The sequence below is a fragment of the Vibrio jasicida CAIM 1864 = LMG 25398 genome, from assembly GCF_000400365.1.
Classification (GTDB): Bacteria; Pseudomonadota; Gammaproteobacteria; order Enterobacterales; family Vibrionaceae; genus Vibrio; species Vibrio jasicida.
Genome location: NZ_BAOG01000053.1, coordinates 215,072 through 234,791 on the forward strand (window position 1 = coordinate 215,072; position 19,720 = coordinate 234,791).

General features: G+C 44.7%; 21 protein-coding genes. 11 read left to right on the forward strand and 10 right to left on the reverse strand.

Going from position 1 to position 19,720, the window contains the following annotated elements:
• Positions 1-88 precede the first annotated feature (88 nt).
• A complete protein-coding gene (locus VJL_RS15150; protein WP_038879092.1) occupies positions 89-472 on the forward strand; it encodes a hypothetical protein in 384 nt (127 codons plus the stop codon).
• Between the two features lie 436 nt (positions 473-908).
• Here the strand turns inward: VJL_RS15150 and VJL_RS15160 are convergent, their stop codons facing one another.
• Both VJL_RS15160 and argA read right to left on the reverse strand, forming a co-directional pair.
• Entirely contained in the window at positions 909-1,094 is a 186-nt protein-coding gene (locus tag VJL_RS15160; RefSeq protein ID WP_005427310.1) for a hypothetical protein, read from the reverse strand.
• Positions 1,095-1,347: 253 nt separating this feature from the next.
• Positions 1,348-2,685 carry an amino-acid N-acetyltransferase gene (gene argA / locus VJL_RS15165; protein ID WP_038864618.1) on the reverse strand — a complete coding sequence of 446 codons (1,338 nt, stop codon included), beginning with the start codon at positions 2,683-2,685 and terminating at the stop codon, positions 1,348-1,350.
• 164 nt (positions 2,686-2,849) lie between these two features.
• On the opposite strand from argA, the gene VJL_RS15170 reads away from it, so the two are divergent.
• From VJL_RS15170 to csdE, 4 genes are all read left to right on the forward strand, one after another.
• On the forward strand, positions 2,850-3,305 hold the full coding sequence (locus VJL_RS15170; RefSeq protein WP_038864621.1) for a DUF2850 domain-containing protein: 456 nt from the start codon (positions 2,850-2,852) through the stop codon (positions 3,303-3,305).
• A 283-nt stretch (positions 3,306-3,588) separates the two neighbouring features.
• Entirely contained in the window at positions 3,589-4,701 is a 1,113-nt protein-coding gene (mltA, locus tag VJL_RS15175; protein ID WP_038879096.1) for a murein transglycosylase A, read from the forward strand.
• Positions 4,702-4,803: 102 nt separating this feature from the next.
• Positions 4,804-5,613: a tRNA cyclic N6-threonylcarbamoyladenosine(37) synthase TcdA gene (tcdA, locus tag VJL_RS15180; protein WP_038879098.1), complete on the forward strand. Its 810-nt coding sequence runs from the start codon at positions 4,804-4,806 to the stop codon at positions 5,611-5,613.
• A 20-nt stretch (positions 5,614-5,633) separates the two neighbouring features.
• A complete protein-coding gene (gene csdE / locus VJL_RS15185; protein WP_038879100.1) occupies positions 5,634-6,062 on the forward strand; it encodes a cysteine desulfurase sulfur acceptor subunit CsdE in 429 nt (142 codons plus the stop codon).
• Positions 6,063-6,428: 366 nt separating this feature from the next.
• Here the strand turns inward: csdE and csdA are convergent, their stop codons facing one another.
• The 4 genes from csdA to VJL_RS15205 all read right to left on the reverse strand — a co-directional run bounded on the left by csdA (position 6,429) and on the right by VJL_RS15205 (position 10,031).
• Positions 6,429-7,640, reverse strand: coding sequence for a cysteine desulfurase CsdA (gene csdA, locus VJL_RS15190; protein WP_038879102.1), 1,212 nt, complete (start codon positions 7,638-7,640; stop codon positions 6,429-6,431).
• The gene (locus tag VJL_RS15195; protein ID WP_005436618.1) at positions 7,640-8,239 is read right to left on the reverse strand and encodes a DJ-1 family glyoxalase III; all 600 of its coding nucleotides are present in this window, start codon (positions 8,237-8,239) and stop codon (positions 7,640-7,642) included. The genes csdA and VJL_RS15195 overlap by 1 nt, the downstream gene beginning before the upstream one ends.
• Positions 8,236-9,126, reverse strand: a complete 891-nt coding sequence (panE, locus tag VJL_RS15200; RefSeq protein ID WP_038879104.1) for a 2-dehydropantoate 2-reductase — start codon at positions 9,124-9,126, stop codon at positions 8,236-8,238. Before panE ends, VJL_RS15195 begins: the two co-directional genes overlap by 4 nt.
• Positions 9,127-9,233: 107 nt before the next feature.
• The gene (locus VJL_RS15205) at positions 9,234-10,031 is read right to left on the reverse strand and encodes a nucleoside-specific channel-forming Tsx family protein (protein WP_038864630.1); all 798 of its coding nucleotides are present in this window, start codon (positions 10,029-10,031) and stop codon (positions 9,234-9,236) included.
• 323 nt (positions 10,032-10,354) lie between these two features.
• On the opposite strand from VJL_RS15205, the gene VJL_RS15210 reads away from it, so the two are divergent.
• Genes VJL_RS15210 through VJL_RS15225 form a run of 4 tightly spaced genes read left to right on the forward strand, consistent with a single transcriptional unit; the run spans position 10,355 to position 13,596 of the window.
• The gene (locus VJL_RS15210) at positions 10,355-10,951 is read left to right on the forward strand and encodes an LON peptidase substrate-binding domain-containing protein (protein WP_038864631.1); all 597 of its coding nucleotides are present in this window, start codon (positions 10,355-10,357) and stop codon (positions 10,949-10,951) included.
• Positions 10,948-12,306 carry a DUF4397 domain-containing protein gene (locus tag VJL_RS15215; protein WP_038879106.1) on the forward strand — a complete coding sequence of 453 codons (1,359 nt, stop codon included), beginning with the start codon at positions 10,948-10,950 and terminating at the stop codon, positions 12,304-12,306. The genes VJL_RS15210 and VJL_RS15215 overlap by 4 nt, the downstream gene beginning before the upstream one ends.
• Before the next feature lie 46 nt (positions 12,307-12,352).
• Entirely contained in the window at positions 12,353-12,937 is a 585-nt protein-coding gene (locus VJL_RS15220) for an RNA polymerase sigma factor (protein ID WP_038864633.1), read from the forward strand.
• Positions 12,934-13,596, forward strand: a complete 663-nt coding sequence (locus VJL_RS15225; RefSeq protein ID WP_038864634.1) for a ChrR family anti-sigma-E factor — start codon at positions 12,934-12,936, stop codon at positions 13,594-13,596. Before VJL_RS15220 ends, VJL_RS15225 begins: the two co-directional genes overlap by 4 nt.
• 63 nt (positions 13,597-13,659) lie before the next feature.
• On the opposite strand, the gene VJL_RS15230 is transcribed toward VJL_RS15225, so the two are convergent.
• The 4 genes from VJL_RS15230 to VJL_RS15245 all read right to left on the reverse strand — a co-directional run bounded on the left by VJL_RS15230 (position 13,660) and on the right by VJL_RS15245 (position 17,395).
• Positions 13,660-15,012, reverse strand: a complete 1,353-nt coding sequence (locus VJL_RS15230) for an AmpG family muropeptide MFS transporter (protein ID WP_038879109.1) — start codon at positions 15,010-15,012, stop codon at positions 13,660-13,662.
• A 71-nt stretch (positions 15,013-15,083) separates the two neighbouring features.
• Positions 15,084-15,629, reverse strand: coding sequence for a peptidylprolyl isomerase (locus tag VJL_RS15235; RefSeq protein WP_038864639.1), 546 nt, complete (start codon positions 15,627-15,629; stop codon positions 15,084-15,086).
• On the reverse strand, positions 15,629-16,198 hold the full coding sequence (locus VJL_RS15240) for a YajG family lipoprotein (protein WP_038864641.1): 570 nt from the start codon (positions 16,196-16,198) through the stop codon (positions 15,629-15,631). The genes VJL_RS15235 and VJL_RS15240 overlap by 1 nt, the downstream gene beginning before the upstream one ends.
• Positions 16,199-16,237: 39 nt before the next feature.
• Positions 16,238-17,395 (reverse strand): methyltransferase, encoded by a 1,158-nt coding sequence (locus VJL_RS15245; RefSeq protein WP_038879244.1) that lies wholly within the window; start codon positions 17,393-17,395, stop codon positions 16,238-16,240.
• 204 nt (positions 17,396-17,599) lie between these two features.
• Here VJL_RS15245 and bolA point away from each other — a divergent pair, with 204 nt between their 5' ends.
• Both bolA and VJL_RS15255 read left to right on the forward strand, forming a co-directional pair.
• On the forward strand, positions 17,600-17,908 hold the full coding sequence (gene bolA, locus VJL_RS15250) for a transcriptional regulator BolA (RefSeq protein WP_005427328.1): 309 nt from the start codon (positions 17,600-17,602) through the stop codon (positions 17,906-17,908).
• 471 nt (positions 17,909-18,379) lie between these two features.
• A complete protein-coding gene (locus tag VJL_RS15255) occupies positions 18,380-19,720 on the forward strand; it encodes a Na(+)-translocating NADH-quinone reductase subunit A (protein ID WP_038864644.1) in 1,341 nt (446 codons plus the stop codon).

Genomic DNA, 19,720 nt, shown 5'->3' on the forward strand with positions numbered 1-19,720 from the left:
TTTTTATGTCCGAGTAATTCGACCTGCATTGAACCCCATGCTTTTTCGACGATATTGTTTGAGCTTTGATGTCGCATGAGGTGTGACCGTGGATTTTTCCTGGCTTCTACATATCGCATTTATCGCTTTTTTTGTATCAGGCGCTGCGTTGTTTACTTGGTTTGTAGTGCTAGGTGTTTTTCTCGTCTTCTTTACACCCAAAAATGTAAAGCACTACGCTTTCAATGAGCGACATTTTTCTGAAGTTGAGCTAGCAATCAGTTCCGGTTTTCATTTTGGCTCTCTTATCTATGGAGTTGGTTTGATCGCTAGCGTATGTTTCCCCCTGTTGGGAAGAAAGCGAGGGCTGGCAGATATTCGGAGTGTGTGCGGACGAGGGTTTATTTATGTGTGTGTGTTTTATACAACGGTAATGTTGCTTCTGATGTTTACAGTCATTATCTCAATGATTACATGGCTATCCATCTCTTAATTATCAAAGGTAGTTCGACTTATCATGTCTTTGGTAGAGCTATCGTTTGTCGTATTTTTTATAGCTGGTGGTCTGCTCATTTTTTGGTATCTGATTGTCGGTATAATTCTTACATGTGTCACTCCTGAAGAGGTTAAGCAATACGCTTATACACGGGAGCATTATATGGAAGTTGAGCTAGCCATCAGTTCCGGTTTTCATTTTGGCTCTCTTATCTATGGCACGGGCTTGCTTGCTGCCATCGCGTTTCCTCGACTTGGTCGAAAAAGAAGACTGAGCGATGTACGCAGTCTAAGTCCTCAATGGCTGATTAAGGTTAGCTTGGTTTATTGGTTGATACTGCTAATCATTCTATTCGTTATATTCTCGACGTTATTAATTATGGCCTTTTATTGAACATACATACAAAAAGACCGAGCGCGGTGCTCGGTCTTCTTTAATTTTGTGTAAACGCATTGGTAAATGACACGCTGCGAATTTTGTATTGTTGCTGATAAGCCAAGATAAAATCTTTAATGGCGTCATTGACGGGGAATACGCAGTGGACGTCGAGCCCTTCGAGAAAATGGTTATCCGCCATATCCCAGAAGCTTTGAAGTGAGTTACAAATAATGGTTTTCATAACAGTGCTCATCTTATTCATTGTAAGAGTAACAACTGTCCTTGATGCGTCATGCAGAGCAGCCAAGCCTGCTCCGCACTTTAGGGTGATAGTTATTCACCTAGATCCATTTGCCGATTGTTTAAAATACGACCGTTTGTCGCGCAGAGTATAACCAACAGTATGTATATTGAAAAGGTTAAATTGCGACCAATGTCAATGTAAAGGTTTGCATAACTATTTAGGTTTAGGTTGAATTACGTTTCTTTAATTCTCACAGGTCTAATGCCAGAATTTTTGACTTACGCTGGAAGTTATACAGTCCTTGTTTTGCCCCCGGAAGATAATCAACGCTCACTTCATAAAAGCCTTGTTCTCTAAACCAATGAAGGCTGTGTGTGGTCAGCACAAAGATTTGATTGATGTTGTCTGATTTTGAACGGTGCTTCATGTAATTGAGTAGCAATAATCCACGGTTACCATCGCGATAATCTTGGTGAATAGCCACGCAAGCCATTTCCGCTTTTTGCTCTTCAATATATGGGTACAAAGCCGCACAACCGATGATCAAGCCGTCTTTTTCGATGATGGTGAACTTATTAATTTCTTGCTCAAGTTGCTCGCGAGATCGCCTTACTAGCACACCTTGTTCTTCTAGTGGGCGAATAAGATCTAAAATACCGCCAATATCATCGATGTCCGCTTCACGCACCTGTTCGGCACTGGCCATGACAACCTGTGTACCGATACCATCGAAAGAGAACAATTCTTGGATGAGTGCGCCATCAACTTTGTAGCTAATAAGATGGCTTCTTGGCACACCTGCACGGCAAGCAGAAATCGAACCTTTGAGAAAACGTAATGTTCCAGAGTTATAGTCGGAATCTGGTGAGGTGTCTGCCATGAGTTTCGTGATGACATGCTCTGCTTCAATAGGGAACAATTCCGCGACGGCATTACCGTTGTCATCAATAACCCCTTGCTCAGAGCAGAACCCAATCAATTTATCCGCACCAAGCTTAATCGCTAGTTGAGTCGCGACTTCTTCTGAGGGAAGGTTGAAGCATTCCCCTGTCACTGAGCTGGCGATTGGGCCGAGTAATACAATTGAGCCTTGATCGAGTGTGCGGTGGATTGCATCGGTATCGATTCGACGAATGCGCCCGCTGTGGCAATAGTCGACTCCGTCATCAACACCGAGTGGCTGAGCAATGACAAAGTTGCCGCTCACAACGTTAAGTTGGGTACCCGCCATTGGCGTGTTGTTAAGACTCATGGATAAGCGCGCGGTAATCGCCAGTTGAAGCTGTCCTGCTGCTTGCATAACTACCGAAAGCGCGGCTTCATCTGTGATTCGAACGTTTTTATGGTATGGCGTAGCAAGATCTTGTTTCTCTAGTAGTTGGTTGATCTGTGGTCTGGCACCATAAACAACGACGACTTTAATACCAAGGCTATGCATCAATGCAATATCATTGATAATGTTGCCAAAGTTTTTATCGGCAACGGCTTCGCCCCCAAGCATCAAAACCATGGTTTTTCCACGGTGTGCGTTAACATAGGGTGTGGATTGACGGAATCCTTTAACCAGAGCAGTACTACGAATTTTCACTACAGCCATTCCTTGTGTTTATTTATGCTTTAATATTGTCTTTTTATTCAATTGTTGGCAAGGTAATTTTTTGGAATAAAGCACAAACATCGTGAGCGTGATGCTTGGTTGTGTTTGGTTGATGAGGGTACAATGTTCCCGCCTAGTTCAAACACGTGAGCCTCATGTCTTCAGTTGTAAATAAGAATGCTGCGATCGCTGCTCAATCAGAGCAAAATATCTCTACAAAATCGCCACTTCGTAAATGGATTGAGCGTTCGCTTATGCTAACGGCGATCGTAGGTACGATAGTTGTATTTATGATGTATGGTGATTTGATTACTCGATATATAAACCCACCAATTTCTAAGTCAGTGATTTATGGCAAGTGGGTAGAGCAAGACGTGGCGCCATATGCTCGTGAAGAGTTTATTCTTAGTGAGCGTGGTGTAATGGTGAGAGGTTCAACCGTCGCAACGGATTTCGAATTTGATGGCGACACACTTTCTTATAAGGTTGGTTCTACAGTGCGTCGATTTGACTTTCTCGATCAGCATCATTCTGAAATGAAGTTGGATTCAAATGCCCACTATCTGCCCGTTTTTCACCTAGAAGGTCATTCGAACCTAGCTATTCGCTAGCGCTTCATATTCGTAAAATTCTTTCTATAACTGCTTGCTGAGTCTCAGTGTGAGAGGGTCAGCGTTTTTGGGGATCTTAAAATTCCTGCCACTTCTATCAGACATTGTCCGGACAATCGTTTGATTACATTGCTGTTATTATCTAGCTTCTCTATTTTTATGGATGAATTGGCAGCAACTAAAGCCTTTGCCTTATCGCTGATACACTTTGTCGCAGCTTTTCAATTGCGTCGTTTGCATTTGTTTGCCATCCTTTTGCTATCTTCTTTTATGGAAAAAACACGTGTTTAAAAAACTCCTTCCTATTGTCTCTTTAAGTCTGCTATTTGGTTGTGCGGCTGAGCCTGAACAGAACCTACTTGCTAAGCAAGATTACGATGGCGAGTTTTCGCATATCTTGAACAAAGCTGATGTCGTTGAATCCAACAAGCCGCAAGATTTCACTGAGTTCAACAAACAAGCTGAACAGGTTGTGATTAAGTCGCCTTCAATGGCAAAAATGTACCAGCCACTTTACGAGAAGTTGAGCGAATGGGCATTGCAGAGTGGTGATACGACAGCGCTCAGTGCTTACGGTATTCAAGCTGCGCAGCTTGGTGGTGGTGATAAGAAGGGCAACGTGTTGTTCACAGGCTATTTCTCTCCTGTGATGGAATTGCGTCATCAACCAAATGCAACATATAAGTACCCGGTTTATGGCAAGCCAAATTGTGGTTCAAGCTGCCCAACACGTGCAGAAATTTATAACGGAGCGTTAGACGGTCAAGGTCTGGTATTGGGTTACGCACCCAACCGTATTGATCCATTCATGATGGAAGTGCAGGGTAGCGGCTTTGTTCATTTCGAAGATGACGATACGCTGGAATACTTTGCTTACGCAGGTAAGAACAATAAAGCGTACGTGAGTATTGGCCGAATTCTAATTGAGCGTGGTGAAGTGTCACGTGAAGAGATGTCACTCAAAGCCATCAAAGACTGGGTGATGAAGAATGATGAAGCAACGGTTCGTGAGTTGTTAGAGCAAAACCCTTCTTATGTATTCTTTGCTCCACAAGCGGATGCGCCAGTAACGGGATCTGCAGGTATTCCACTATTACCAATGGCATCGGTAGCAGGCGATCGTTCGATTCTACCTATGGGTACGCCAATTTTGGCGGAAGTGCCATTGCTTAATAAAGATGGTACATGGAGTGGGGCGCACCAGCTTCGTCTTCTTATTGTGTTAGATACTGGCGGTGCGGTGAAGCAAAACCATCTTGACCTATACCACGGCATGGGACCACGTGCTGGTACCGAAGCGGGTCACTACAAGCATTTTGGTCGAGTGTGGAAGCTGGGCTTGGAAAACACGCCAACGCAAGCACCTTGGGCTTTGCCGCCAGAGAAGTTACAATAGCCGCCTAGCGAGAGGAATCACCTCTCATCATCTAGACATTTCCTCAAAGAGTGCGTATAAATCGCACTCTTTGTTTTTCTATCGATCATCTGGAACTTCAATATGCGTGAACTCGATACTCCGGCATCTGACAGCTATAACCAACGTTTTGGTGGCACTCGTCGTCTCTACGGTAACAACGAAGTAGAAATTCTTCGTGCTGCACACGTGTGTGTGATTGGTATTGGTGGTGTAGGTTCATGGGCGGTAGAAGCGCTTGCACGTACTGGTATTGGTGAGTTGACACTTATCGATATGGATGACGTGTGTGTGACCAACATTAACCGTCAAATTCATGCGATGACTGGCACGGTTGGTCAAAGCAAAATTGAAGTGATGGCAGAGCGCGTTAAGCTGATTAACCCAGAGTGTAAGGTGAATCTGATTGACGATTTCATCACACCAGATAACCAGCACGAGTACTTGAGCAAAGAGTTCGATTACGTGCTGGATGCGATCGATAGCGTAAAAGCAAAAGCCTCTCTACTGGCTTACTGTCGTAGTAACAAGATTAAAGTGATCACGACAGGCGGCGCTGGTGGTCAAATCGATCCAACCCAAATCATGGTGGCGGATCTGACCAAGACGATCCAAGATCCACTGGCGAAGAAGATCAAAGATACATTACGTCGTCATCATAACTTCCCAAAAAATCCAGCGCGTAAGTTTGGTATCGATTGTGTGTTCTCTACCGAGCAATTGAAGTACCCACAAGCCGATGGTTCAGTATGTGGCGTGAAATCGACAGCAGAAGGTCCAAAACGTATGGACTGTGCGAGTGGTTTTGGCGCGGCGACGGTCGTAACCGCAACGTTCGGTTTTGTTGCGGTATCTCGTATCGTTGAAAAGCTGATCCAAAAGCATAAGAAGTAATTCAGAGAAGAGAGCGCATCATGACTGATTTCCCTGTCTCGCCGTTTGGCACTGACATCACCAGCGAAGACATCGCCGCAACCATGCAGCAATTTAAAGGTTGGGAAGACCGCTACCGTCAGGTGATTCAATGGGGTAAAAAGCTGCCTCAAATGCCTGAAGAGCTTAAATCAGAGCAAGTAACCGTATCTGGTTGTGAAAGCCTAGTGTGGTTGGTGAGTAAAGAGCAAGAAGGTGTATGGCACTTCTGCGCTGATTCTGATGCGCGTATCGTGCGTGGTTTGATTGCCTTGGTGATAGCGGCTTACGATGGCAAAACGGCAGAGCAAATCCAAGCGTTTGATATTGATGCTTACTTTGAAAAACTGGGTTTAATTGCTCACCTAAGCCCATCGCGTGGCAATGGCTTGAAAGCGATTGTTGAGCAGATCAAAGCACAAGCTCAGTAGTTGGCGTTAGTTAAAACCGCACTAAGAACAGAATAAAGAAAAGGGTTGAAGCCAAACGGTTTCAACCCTTTTCCTATAAATCTACAGTGGTATACCCAAGTGACTTCAAGATGCAGGATTCAGAGCGTTGTCATTGATTCGAGAGCAAGGAAAACAACGCAGTGTAATAGTCAGTTCTTTCCAAGTTGTTTGACGCAGCAATCAGGTCAATGACACGCTCCCAAAGGGCGAGCTGCCTTGGCTTGTATACTTTGTTGTCGATTCTTGATTTAGATACATTAAACCTTTAAATCGCCGCCGCGTCTACAAACCAAGTCAGTCTCGCTGAACCTAGCATCTCGAGGTTACTTGGGTATATTTATATTGTTAAAGCATATCGACCGCTTTCTCGACTGCTGCAATCAGCTTCTTAACATCTTCTAACGTATTGTAGATACCAAAAGAAACACGCACCGTGCCTTTGACGTTAAGCGCATCCATCAGAGGATGAGCACAGTGATGTCCAGCGCGAACAGCGATACCTTGTTGATCAAGCAGCGTTGCAATGTCTTGGTGGTGAACGCCATCCATTACAAAAGTAAGCACTGAAGCATTCGGCTGATAACCGAGGATTTGAATGTCATCCAATTGGCTTAGTGCTTGGTAAGCCTTGTTCTGCAGAGAATGCAGATGTGCCTCTACTGCGGTTTGATCGAAGCCTTGGTACCAATCGATGGCTTTCGCTAGAGCAATCGCGCCGGCGACGTTCGGAGTACCCGCTTCAAACTTACCCGGCAAGGCAGAGAAGATGGTCTTCTCGAACGAGACTCTTTCAACCATTTTGCCGCCGCCGTGCCATGGTGGCATCGCTTCTAACAGTTCAAGCTTGCCATACAGTACGCCAATCCCAGCAGGTGCATACAGCTTGTGGCCAGAGAAGACATAAAAGTCGACATCGAGCTCTGCCAAGTTCAACTGTTCATGAACAATGCCCTGTGCACCATCGACAACGACAACTGCGCCTACCGCATGTGCCATGGCGATGACTTTCTCGATAGGTTGACGAGAGCCCGTCACATTGGTGATTTGTGCGCACGCTACGATTTTACAGCGCTCCGACAACAGTGCTTCAAACGCATTGATGTCGAATTGGCAACCAGAGGTCATCGGAACCTTAATGATTTTCGCGCCCGTTTGCTCCGCGACAATCTGCCAAGGCACGATGTTCGCGTGGTGTTCCATTTCACTGATCAGGATTTCATCACCCGCTTGGAGTGTACTACGAGCATAAGTTTGCGCGATGAGGTTTAGTGCTTCGGTTGCGCCTCGAGTCCAAATGATTTCTTTTGAACTGCTCGCCCCAATGAACTTAGCAACGGCTTCACGAGAGGCTTCAAATTGGCTGGTCGCGTTGGCTGTTAAGCTATGACTGCCACGGTGCACGTTAGCATTTTGTGCACTGTAGTAACGGCTAATCACATCGATCACGCACTGCGGTTTTTGCGTTGTAGCTGCGCTATCAAGGTAAACCAAAGGCGACTGGTTGACGTCTTGATTTAGGGCTGGGAACTGTTCGCGTACAGCGTATACGTCAAACATTATTCGTCACCGAATTCGTGATAATGCAGTGTTGGGATAGTGACTAACGGTTCTGCGACCATCCATCCATGCTCTTTACCAGAAAGTTTGATAATGATTTCCATCGCGAACTCAAGCGCGGTTCCTGGCCCCTGACTTGTCAGTAGGTTGTGATTCACATCCATGGTGACACGCTTAGCTCGCCATTTGTCTTCAGGAATATGAGATTGGAAGCTTGGGTGACATGTCATCAGGGCTTCAGGGTAAAGGTTGTGGTGTTGCAAAACCAAAGCTGGCGCTGCACAAATTGCCGCAACCAGCTTACCTTCGTACATGTGCTGTTTCAGGATCTCAATCATGATGGTGCTATCACGGAAGGTTTCTGCACCACCTACGCCCCCAGACAGAACAATCGCATCAAACTCGTCATCGGCAATATCAACTAGCTTGCAATCCGCGGTTAGTGTCACGCCTCGAGACGCTTTCATAGTCAGTGCACCATCGAAATCTGCGCTTGCGACGGTTACGTCATAGCCTGCTCGAACCATTAAGTCGATAACGGTTACCGCTTCCATTTCTTCTGTGCCCGGCGCGATAGGTACTAAGATCTTTTTATTCATTGTTCTGTCCAGCTTTGTTCAATCTGTTTGATGCGTTGATAGAGTTTGGCGTTCTCTGGCGTACTAATGTGATGCTTTTCAGCAGCTTTCAGCAAATAACCGGTAATGAAATCGATTTCGGTGCGACGTTGGTGGAAAACATCTTGTCTCATTGAAGAGTAGTTGGCTGCTGTTGCGTTCACCACTTGCATAATGGTGGTGTGAAGAGAATCAAAATCGACCTTTATCTGTTCTGTATTCATTACCTCCACCAACTCATGGGTGATGTTCGCTAACTCGGAGGCAAATCCCGGATCGGCAAGCTCACCATTCTTACATTGATGAATGGCGGTTAGAGGGTTGATAGCACAGTTGATCGCAAGCTTGGTCCACAGTGCAGCGTTGATATTTGGGTTCCAATTCACCTCTGGCAAAGCGTGATTCATCACCTCCGCTAAGAAGCCACATTGAACACCTTTAGCATTAAAGCCACCCAGTTGAGTATTTCCCTGACCAGTGTGAAGCACCTGTTCTTTAATTGGTTTGTAAGCACCGTGTGTTGTTGTTGCAACTATTAATGGGTTATCAGCAAGTTTGGCTTCGATGAGTTGTGCGGTTCCCATTCCGTTATGCATCAACATTATGATGGTGTCAGTGTTGATGTAAGGAAGAAGAGGCTCAATCGCGGTTTCAACCTGCCATGCTTTTACTGTCACGACAATCAGATCTGCATTTCGAACAGAAGGGATGTGCTGATTAGAAAAACTGATTGCTGAGTTGTCATCAAGTTGGAGCAACTGCTCGCTGTTTGAGCTTCTTCCCCACAAGGAAACATTGTGTCCAGCAAGTTTGAATTTAGTCGCCCAAAGTGAGCCAACGGCTCCTGGACCTAGGATGAGAATATTCACCAAACGCTCTCATTAAAAAGGTTTGCTGCAAGGATAATGAGGGAAAAAAGGAAAGCAAATAAAAATGGCGCCAAGAGGCGCCATTTTTGGGGAACTTATCGGTTCTATTAGAACTTGTAAGTTACAGCGAAGTAGTGACCGAAGCCAGTTGTTTTACCAGCTAGACCGTCATCTTTAAGACCGTACACGTCTTTGTAGCCTTTTAGACCGTAACCAACTGCGAAGCGATCTGAGTGCCAGTAGATACCGTTGAACATAGCACCACCGTTAGTAGTGTTAAGTGCACCGAAATCGTCATCCATACCAAATTGGTAATCGATGTAACCTTGGTAAGAAATGAATGAACCGTTCTCGAAGAAGTAGAATGGTTTGAACCAGTTAGTCGAGATTTGGAAGCCGTTCCAGTCTTTTTTGTTTGAATCGTAAGTACCGTAAAGGTTAAGACCGATTTTACCGAACCAAGGAACCATCACGTCAGAACCAAGACCCACTTTTTGAGTGTTCACGCCACCGTTTGAACCATCCCACTCCATAAGAGTAGCTACGTATAGCTCTTGAACTGGACCGAAAGATAGGTCTTTACCAGTTAGGCCATCTAGAGACATACGTGGAGCAAACTTCATGAAGATTTTTGAGTCTGCGTCAGCTTTGTCGCTGCCTGGATCAGAAGTTAGGTTGAATACATCAACGTAACCGTAAAGATCGAAGATGCCAGAGCGGCCGCCGAATTCCATTTCTAGGTAGTCGTGCGTTGATTCGCCAGGTAGTTCATCAACAGCAGCCATAAGGTTGAATTGCATCCACTTGTAATCGTTCTTGTGGATGTCGCCGTCTGAGTAGTCAGCAGCCATAACTGGAGCTGAAGTAGCCGCTAGAAGGCTAAGAGCTAAAAGTGATTTACGCATAAGGGGACTCTCTATGTTTGTAATGATTCAGAACACGCAATCTGTGCCGCGCTTTCCAATTGGCGGGAATAATAGCGATAAAAATCTCAAATGAAAGTGATAAAGGATGCAAAAATGAAGGTTTTTAGTGAGGCTTGTCACGAAATTCATTTATTTCACGGAACTTTTTGGTTGTTGCATTAGTTTGCAATAAATATGTGACGAGTGTCGTTTGCGTAAACGTTTTTATGACTTTTTAAGCCAGTCGATTAACCAACATAAATCGTTAGTGATCTGACTAATAGTCCGTTCGTATGAGTGTGGGAACCAAAGAGGACGTTTGAATGAAAGAAGTCATGTTATTCCCATTAACCTCAGTAGTTTTACCGGAAGGCAAAATGAATCTGCGTATTTTTGAGCCACGTTACACAAGAATGGTAAAAGAATGCAGCCTCCAAAACGTGGGTTTTGGTGTTTGTCTTGTCGGTAGTGAGGGGGACCCTAAAGCGGTGGGAAATGTGTCATCCATCGGAACTTTGGTCACCATCGTTGATTTTGAAACACTCAGTGATGGGCTTCTTGGTATCACCGTAGTCGGTGAAAAACGGTTTACGGTCAAGCGAATTAGAGCAGACTCAGATGGTTTGCGTCATGCAGAGGTTGAGTGGTTAGACAACTGGCAGCAGCCTTTGTCGTCGCCAGACTTCATTTACTTAAGCCATCAACTCGCTCACGTGTACGAGCAGTTTCCTCAACTAGGGACACTTTACCAACATCGTTTTTATGATGACCCGTCGTGGGTAGTGCAAAGATGGCTCGAGCTATTGCCATTGGACAGCGCTCTATTTGAACGATTGGTGAGTGCAGAGGATTGTCTTCCGGCACTCGATTTTCTTAATGATGCCATCGAAGCCCCACCTCAAAGAGAGACAAGGATATGAAAGGACTAACCAAAACTGCAGTAACGCTGGTTGCTGTGCTAGGGATTGCTGCCTGCGGCTCAGATAGCGACTCGATAGAGTATTCAAACCTTCAAGCAGTACATGCTTCCGCTGACGCGCCGTTGGCTAATGTTTGGATAAATGATGGAGCGGCGTTAACCGGCGTAGACTATGGCGTCGGGTCGGGATACGTGAAGTTACCCGAGGGCAGTAACTCTGTTCAAGTTGATGTACAGCTTCCAGGCGCTGAAACGGTAACTGTTGTACCGAAAACTTCATTAGATCTCGACTCGGACCTAAACTATACAGCATTTGTCGTGGGTGACGCTTCAGGAGCACCAAATCCTGTTGAACCTTTAATTGTTACTCGTAGCGCGACTTCGATGGCGGATGCAAATAGTTTAGATGTTCAGGTGGTACATGCCGCTTCTGGCGTCCCAGCTGTAGACCTTTATGTGACTGCACCCGGTGCAGCCTTGGCAGATTCATCACCGATTACTAATCTCGCTTATAAAGCGTCAACGGATGTGCTGAATATCCCTGCAGGCGATTACCAAGTGAGATTGGCCGTGGGTGACACAGTAGCGTTTGATTCGGGAACCATTCCTCTCCCAGCCAATGCTAATTTGACCATTGCTGCTATTAAGACTGGTGATTCAAATAGCACCTCTCCGGTGAAGTTAGTGGTATTAGATGGTTCTGGCTCTTCTATACTTGAAGATATGGGAAGCCAAGCCGAAGTGCGAGTAGGGCACTTAGTTGACGGTGCTCCGGTTGTAGACGTCCACGTTGATGGTGCTGCGTTTGCTCCGCTTGCGGATTTGGAGTTTAAACAGATTCGAGGGTACTTGGACCTTGCGCCAAAAGCTTATGATATTGATGTGTTTGTCGATGGCACAACGACGGACCCAATTATCGATGTTGACGGTTTAGAAGTGAAAGGCGGTATGGATTATAGCGTTTATGCAGTTGGTGTTGTCACTCCTGCAATTGCAATCGAACCACTGGTCGTTGAAGACATGCGTCGTGCAGTTGCAACCAGCGCAACCTTGAACGTAACGCATGCAGCTGCGAATCCTGTGGCTGAAATGGTCGATATTTATCTCACTTCTAGCGCGGGAATCGAAGGAAGTGATCCAGCAATAGCTAATTTTGCGTATAAAGAAAGTGTACAAGGCGTATACGTGACGGAAGGGTCTTATTTTGTGACGGTGACGGTTGCCGGCGACCCATCTACAGTAGCCATAGATTCTGCACCTGTAACGGTAATGAATGGCGTCGTATACCAAGTAGTCGCTATCGATGATGGCAACAATGGTGGCTTCAACCTAATCGTTGATGACATCACAGACTAAGGACGAAGGGGGAGGAGGGCACTCCTCCCAATGATTAAGGCCGATTATGATGAGTGAAAGCCCGCAGAAACTTGGGCGTAGCGATTGGAATGAATACATGGACAAGGTGAAGGCGCGGGATAAAAATGCGTTCGAATTTGTCTTTCGTTTTTATGCGCCTAAGTTAAAACAGTTCGCCTACAAGCATGTTGGAAACGAGCAAGTTGCTTTGGAGATGGTACAAGAGACCATGGCAACCGTTTGGCAGAAAGCTCATTTGTACGATGGTACAAAGAGTGCTTTATCCACATGGATTTACACCATAATTCGTAATCTCTGTTTTGATTTGCTGAGAAAGCAGAAAGGCAAAGACTTACATATTCATTCTGACGACATTTGGCCTTCAGATTATTACCCGCCTGATTTGGTTGACCATTACTCACCAGAGCAAGATATGCTCAAAGATCAGGTAGTCAAATTTTTAGACATACTGCCGAAAAACCAAAGAGAAGTACTCCAAGCGGTGTACCTTCAAGAACTGCCGCACCAACAGGTCGCTGAATTGTTCGATATACCTTTGGGCACTGTGAAGTCTCGATTGAGGTTAGCGGTTGAAAAACTGAGGCATTCGATGCATACGGAGCAATTATGAACAAACATCCAGATAACAACTTGTTAGAGGCGTACGCTTCGGGAAGCATTGATGCAGTTTCTGGTTTGGTGGTTGCCACTCACCTAGAAACCTGCTCAAAATGTCGGGCGTATGTAAACCAGTTAGAAGCGGCGCAGGCCGACGTAGTAATAGAAAGCTCGGTGATGGAATATGACGTCGAATTTGACAGTATGTTCAATGACATCATCACCGCTGAGCCAAAATCAGACAGCATTATCATAAAAGATGTTGCGCGAGTTGCCGTGGCTGGTAAAGATTTTAAGTTGCCGAAAACGCTGAGTCGTTTTTCTGATCTAGTCGGTGAATGGAAGAGTTACGGTGGTAAAGTCTACAGCGCACAGATTGATTTGGGCGAAGATGCACGTGTCAATCTTATGTACATAAGCGAAGACGTGAGAATTCCTCAGCATACACACAAAGGGCAAGAGTCAACGTTGGTTTTGCACGGTGGATTTAGTGATGAAGATGGTCACTACGAAGTGGGTGATGTACTTGTCAGAGATGCGTCTGTTAAACACAGCCCATTTACTAAAGCAGGTGAAGACTGTTTATGTTTAACCGTACTCACCGAGCCGATGATATTTACACAAGGCGTAGCAAGAATCTTTAACTTGTTTGGTAAAGGCATGTACCCTTAAACATTGCGGCAGACAAAACCAAAAAACCACCGAATCTCGGTGGTTTTTTTCAATCATTTTTCTTTAATCTCTTTGCCTTGCTTTCTCGAGTAGCTCAGTAAAGTAGTGTCTGAGTGAATAAAGCATGATCAAACTAGGCACAACCATTAATGCGGTTAGTATGAAGAAAGTCGTCCAATCATTGAGATAATCCACCAGTTCCCCGCTGAAAGAGGCGAGGGTAGTGCGACCAAAGTTGCCAAGAGATGCAAGCAAGGCGTATTGAGTTGCCGAGAAGGCTTGTCCGGTTAAGATAGTCAAGAAGGACACAAATGCAACAGTCGAGAATGCCGTTGTAAAGTTGTCGACAATGATCGTTGCCAAGTAAAGATGCTCGTTTGGACCCACTTTCGCAATCCAAGCAAACATCAGGTTACTTGCTGCCATTGCGATACCACCTATCATTAAGCCGCGTACGATACCAAACTTCACATTAAACATACTGCCGACAAAGGTGAACAACATGGTTGCGCCCCAACCAATCAATTTGGAGTAATAGCCAATTTGTTCATTGCTAAATCCAATTTCTTTGTAGAAGGCAATCGACATTCGACCTAAGAAAGCTTCACCAATCTTAAATAAGAAAACAAACAGCAATAGCGTGATAGCGACGCGAACACCATTTCGGTTAAAGAAGTCTAAGAAGGGCTCTACAACCGTTACGGTAAACCAAGCTACTACTTTAGAACCCATCACTTCTTTATGGCGTTGCTCAGCTTCAGATTGAAGTTGCTCTCGTTGGGTTTTCGGTTCACCGACCAACAGCGTAAACATCATCAGTAAAATGACAATAAACGCCATTCCGTAGTAGACACCATTCCAACCGATACTGTCTGCATTGATAAAGGCTAGATACCCAGGGAGTGAGTAACCCGTCCACCAACCAATCACCGCCATAGCAGAAGCTTGTGGCAGTTTAGATTCTTCTGTTTTTGGGAAGGTATCGATACGGAAAGCATCAATAGCAATATCTTGTGTCGCAGAAGCGGTCGCAATGCAGAGTGCTAGTAATGATGCCAACACAAGATTCTCGGCAGGGTTTACACCGGCAATAAACAGCGTCGCTACTAACACGATACTTTGGCAAAGGAATATCCAGCTTCGACGTTGCCCAAGCAAACGATGCAAAATGGGCAGTTTAAGTCGGTCTACCAGAGGAGCCCACATAAAATTGATCGCGTAAACCGCGAACACGCTACCAAAGTAACCGATAGCAGAGAGCGTCAGGCCCGCATCTTTTAGCCAGCCAGACATATTAGATCCGATAAGGACCCAAGGGAAACCACTGGAACAACCCAGCATGAAAACCCAAAGTAGGCGTTTATCGAGGTAACTTTTTACCGTTTCCAACCAAGTGATGGAAGGTAATGAAGACATAAATCAATCCGTTAAAATAGAGCCACTAAAAGAGAAAGCCCTTCGAATATTCAAAGGGCTTATGGTTTTGGCTACTTGAGTAGAGTTGCTTTGGTAATGACGATTTGCGTCTCTGGGACATCGCGCATGCGACCGATAGACTTGGTTGGCTGCTTCGCCATATTCTGAATGACGTCAAAACCTTCCGTCACTTCTCCAAATACCGCATAACCAGGTGGGCGAGCACCATAGTTTAAGAAGTCATTGTCGACGAGGTTAATAAAGAACTGACGTGTTGCAGAATCAGGTGCGTTTGTACGAGCCATAGCGATCGTTGCTCGGTCGTTGTTCAAACCGTTGTTACCCTCGTTCTTGATTGGCGCGTAAGTTTTTTGCATCTGCATGTCTTGGTTGAAGCCGCCACCTTGCGCCATAAAACCAGGGATAACACGGTGGAAAATGGTACCTTCGTAACTGCCATCTTCCACGTATTTAAGGAAGTTAGCGACAGTAATAGGTGCTTTCTCTTCATTAAGCTCAACAGTAAAGTTACCTAGTGTTGTTTCAAACGCCACTTTAGGGCCTGCAAAAACACTGCAACTTAATAGTGCCAAAGAAAGAATCGCTTTGCGTAACATTAGAATCGCTCCTGCATGTATTGACGAAGCTCAGGATCGTTTGCGATTTCCTTCAGAGTTAAAGCCACGACATCATTCAATGTTTGTTCAATGTCTGAGTCTGAAGCGCTAAGTGTGCCTGAGCGTTTAGCTGTACCAGTATAGGTCTTAACTAACTTGCCTTGCGGAGTTTCTGCGGTGATTTCAAGAATCACTTTCGCGTCCATCTCGTTTTCCATCACAGAATGTTTAACGTTGACTAGCGCTTCTTGTACTTCTAATTGAATAGAATTATCGCTGTTTAAATCCGAGTGAAAACCTTGAGAAGAGAACTGTTTCTCTAGCGCCTCTTCTAGCGAAATACGTAGGTTTTGCTTGGCATGGATTGGCAGAATGTTAGAGCGTCCGTTATCGACAAGTGCAACGTATTGCGCTGCACGAACGTCTTTACTGGTTAAGCTGTACGTCTTGCCTTGCACGATCGGGTTAGTGCTTAGTGTCGATTCAGCCTGTAGGTTCAGTTGTGGTTGTTGTGGCGCTGAACATGCAGCAAGCAAGGCAACCGAAGCCGCGAGTACCAGTTTTCTCATTTTATTATTCCTTTTAAACATGTTGCTAAAGTCAGGGCTTTATTGCTTTGCGCCTAATTTAGCAGGATCTTTTGTTGCCTGTAAAATCACGAACTTACTGTTAGAAGCGACTAGTTTCACATTTTTATCGCCAAACAGACGTTTTAGCTTCGCATCGTAACCAAGGTGACGGTTACCTATGACTAGTAATCTGCCACCTTTGTTCAAAATTTGTTTAGAGTCGCAGAACATCTGCCAAGCGATATGGTCGGTTACTGCTTGTTGTTGGTGGAATGGTGGGTTACACATCACCATGTCAGCACTATCAGGGTTAAAACCATCCAAACAGTTATTTGCAATGCATTGAATGTCGTAAGGTTCGCCTAGGTTATCAACTAAGTTTTGTTTAGCTGACTCGATAGCCATAAAGCTTTCATCCACACTCGTTAGGCGGGCTTGAGGGTTTAATTGGCCCATTTTCACTGATAGCACACCGTTGCCACAGCCGAGGTCTATGATGTGTTTCAACGTTGGATCTTGAGGTAGGTGTTGAAGCATAAAACGTGCACCTAAGTCCAGACTTTCGCCTGAGTAAACATTTGGTAGGTTTTTCAGTTGAATGTTTTCTCCATCTACTCCCCAAGCGGTCATCGGATCGACTTCTATGACTGGCAGTGTATTAGCATTAGAAAACACCAAACGATGTTTTTTCCACGCGAGAGACGTTTTTGTCTCACCTAAGTGTTTTTCAAACAATTTAAGTGTTGAAGTGTGAATCTCTTTTGCTTTGTTGACGGCAATAATTGGGCAAGAGTCAGGTAGCGTTTTACGTAGTTGACTTAATAACCAAACTAGGTGGCGATTACTTTTTGGCAATTGCATCAAGACCAAGTCTGTATTCTCAGGGATATCGTCCATCGTAGTGAGAAAGGCGACTGGCTTACATTGGTTATCTTCGAGGTTTTGCTGTGCACCCTTGTGTGAGATGAAGGAGTCACTCATGAGGGTGACATTGTGATTGTCCGAAAACCAACATGCCAAAGCGCCGAAGCTATCGTTAATAACAACAATGTTTTGGTTATCTGGTATTGCTAACTCTTCCACGTGATTGATGAGGTACTCATCCCCCGCATCCCATGCTTGAAGAGTCTCGTTAGAGCGCTTAGGGAAACGATGAAGCGATAGGCTTCTCTCGTGAAGATTCAGTTCGGTTTTCATAGCTAAACGTAAGTCAATTTGGAAATAAGTGATTATTGTCGCAAATGATGAGAGCTCAAGATACAAAAAGCTGTCAAATTTACTGATTTTCACAGGCTTTTGCTAAATCATGGCACATTGAAAGAGAGGGGAATATGAGTTCGCTTATTTAATTTGCCAATCGAGAGTATATACTTAGCGAATTGGCATCAATGAGGATGAAATATGATCCAAGAAATCATAGAAAAGAAACTGCATAGTGAGTTGCAACCTAATTATTTGAAAGTGATCAATGAGAGTTACATGCACAACGTTCCACCGGGTTCAGAAAGTCACTTTAAAGTGATAGTGGTCAGTGATGCATTCGCTGGTCAGCGCCTCATTGGGCGTCACCGTCAAGTACACACTGTACTGGCTGATGAACTTGATAATCACATTCACGCATTGGCGATTCACACCTACACCAATGAAGAATGGAAACAAGAGCAAGACGGTGCACCAGATAGTCCGATGTGTATGGGTGGCGGTCGTTAGAGTGTGATTAAAACACTGATTTAGAAAGATGGTTTCGACCATCTTTTTTTGTTTTACATCTTTACGGGATTAAAATGTGGCACAAATAAAGGTTAAAAAATGTGTTAACAGTGTTTCAACAAATGAATGAAAATTAACGCATGTTTCAAAGCGTGAATGTTTTATTTCCTTAGCAGATGCAAGGGATTTGGCATTTGTGCGATGGGTCAAAGTTATGACTATTCTTTAACCTTTTACACTCGATTCTACCGAAATAAACCCTCCTTTCCTAAGATTGGTCATGGCATCAAGTTCCTAAAAAATGCTAGACTACCGCACCTGATAAATCTCGCCTAATATTTGTGACGAGATAATTAATAGGATGTTGCGATTTTGATGTTTTAAACAGCATCGAAACCGGACACTGATGTCGTGTCTAAAAGTTACGCAATCAAAAGAATCTTTTTCCCGATAAAAGTAGTGCAAGTGCGTATGATTACAATAAAGAAGGGCTTGGATCTTCCTATCGCAGGAACTCCATCCCAGGTGATTAATGATGGTAAGACCATCAAAAAAGTCGCCTTGCTTGGCGAAGAGTACGTTGGCATGCGTCCTACCATGCATGTCCGCGTTGGTGATGAAGTGAAAAAAGCGCAAGTTCTTTTTGAAGACAAAAAGAACCCTGGCGTTAAGTTCACAGCACCAGCAGCCGGTAAAGTGATCGAAGTTAACCGTGGCGCTAAGCGTGTTCTTCAATCTGTAGTGATTGAAGTGGCAGGCGAAGAGCAGGTAACATTTGATAAGTTCGAAGCAGCTCAACTAGCAAATCTAGATCGTGAAGCGATCAAGACTCAACTGGTTGATTCTGGCCTTTGGACCGCTTTACGTACTCGTCCGTTTAGCAAGGTTCCAGCAATCGATTCAAATTCTAAGGCTATCTTTGTAACTGCAATGGATACTAATCCACTAGCAGCTCAGCCTGAGTTGATCATTAATGAACAACAAGAAGCATTCGTTGCAGGTCTAGACATTCTTTCAGCCCTGACAGAAGACAAGGTTTACGTATGTAAATCTGGCACTAGTTTGCCACGCTCTTCTCAGTCTAACGTAGAAGAACACGTCTTCGATGGCCCTCACCCAGCAGGTCTTGCTGGCACCCACATGCATTTCCTATACCCAGTAAATGCACAAAACGTGGCTTGGAGCATCAACTACCAAGACGTTATTGCGTTCGGTAAGTTATTCCTTACTGGTGAGCTATACACAGATCGTGTTGTATCTCTTGCTGGTCCTGTAGTGAATAACCCACGTCTTCTTCGTACTGTTGTAGGTGCTTCTCTTGAAGACCTAACTGACAGCGAATTGATGCCAGGTGAAGTTCGTGTGATTTCAGGCTCTGTACTTTCAGGTACTCACGCGTCTGGTCCACATGCTTACCTTGGTCGTTACCATCAGCAGGTTTCTGTCCTGCGTGAAGGTCGTGAGAAAGAACTGTTTGGCTGGGCTGTTCCTGGTAAAAACAAATTCTCAATCACGAAATCTTTCCTTGGTCACATCTTTAAAGGTCAGTTGTTCAACATGACAACAACGACTAACGGTAGTGATCGTGCAATGGTTCCAATTGGCAACTACGAACGTGTAATGCCACTTGATATGGAACCTACTTTGCTGCTTCGTGATCTATGTGCAGGCGATACTGACAGTGCTCAAACACTGGGTGCGCTTGAACTGGATGAAGAAGATCTAGCATTGTGCACCTTTGTATGTCCTGGTAAATACGAGTACGGTCTGCTACTTCGTGAATGCCTAGATACCATTGTGAAGGAAGGGTAA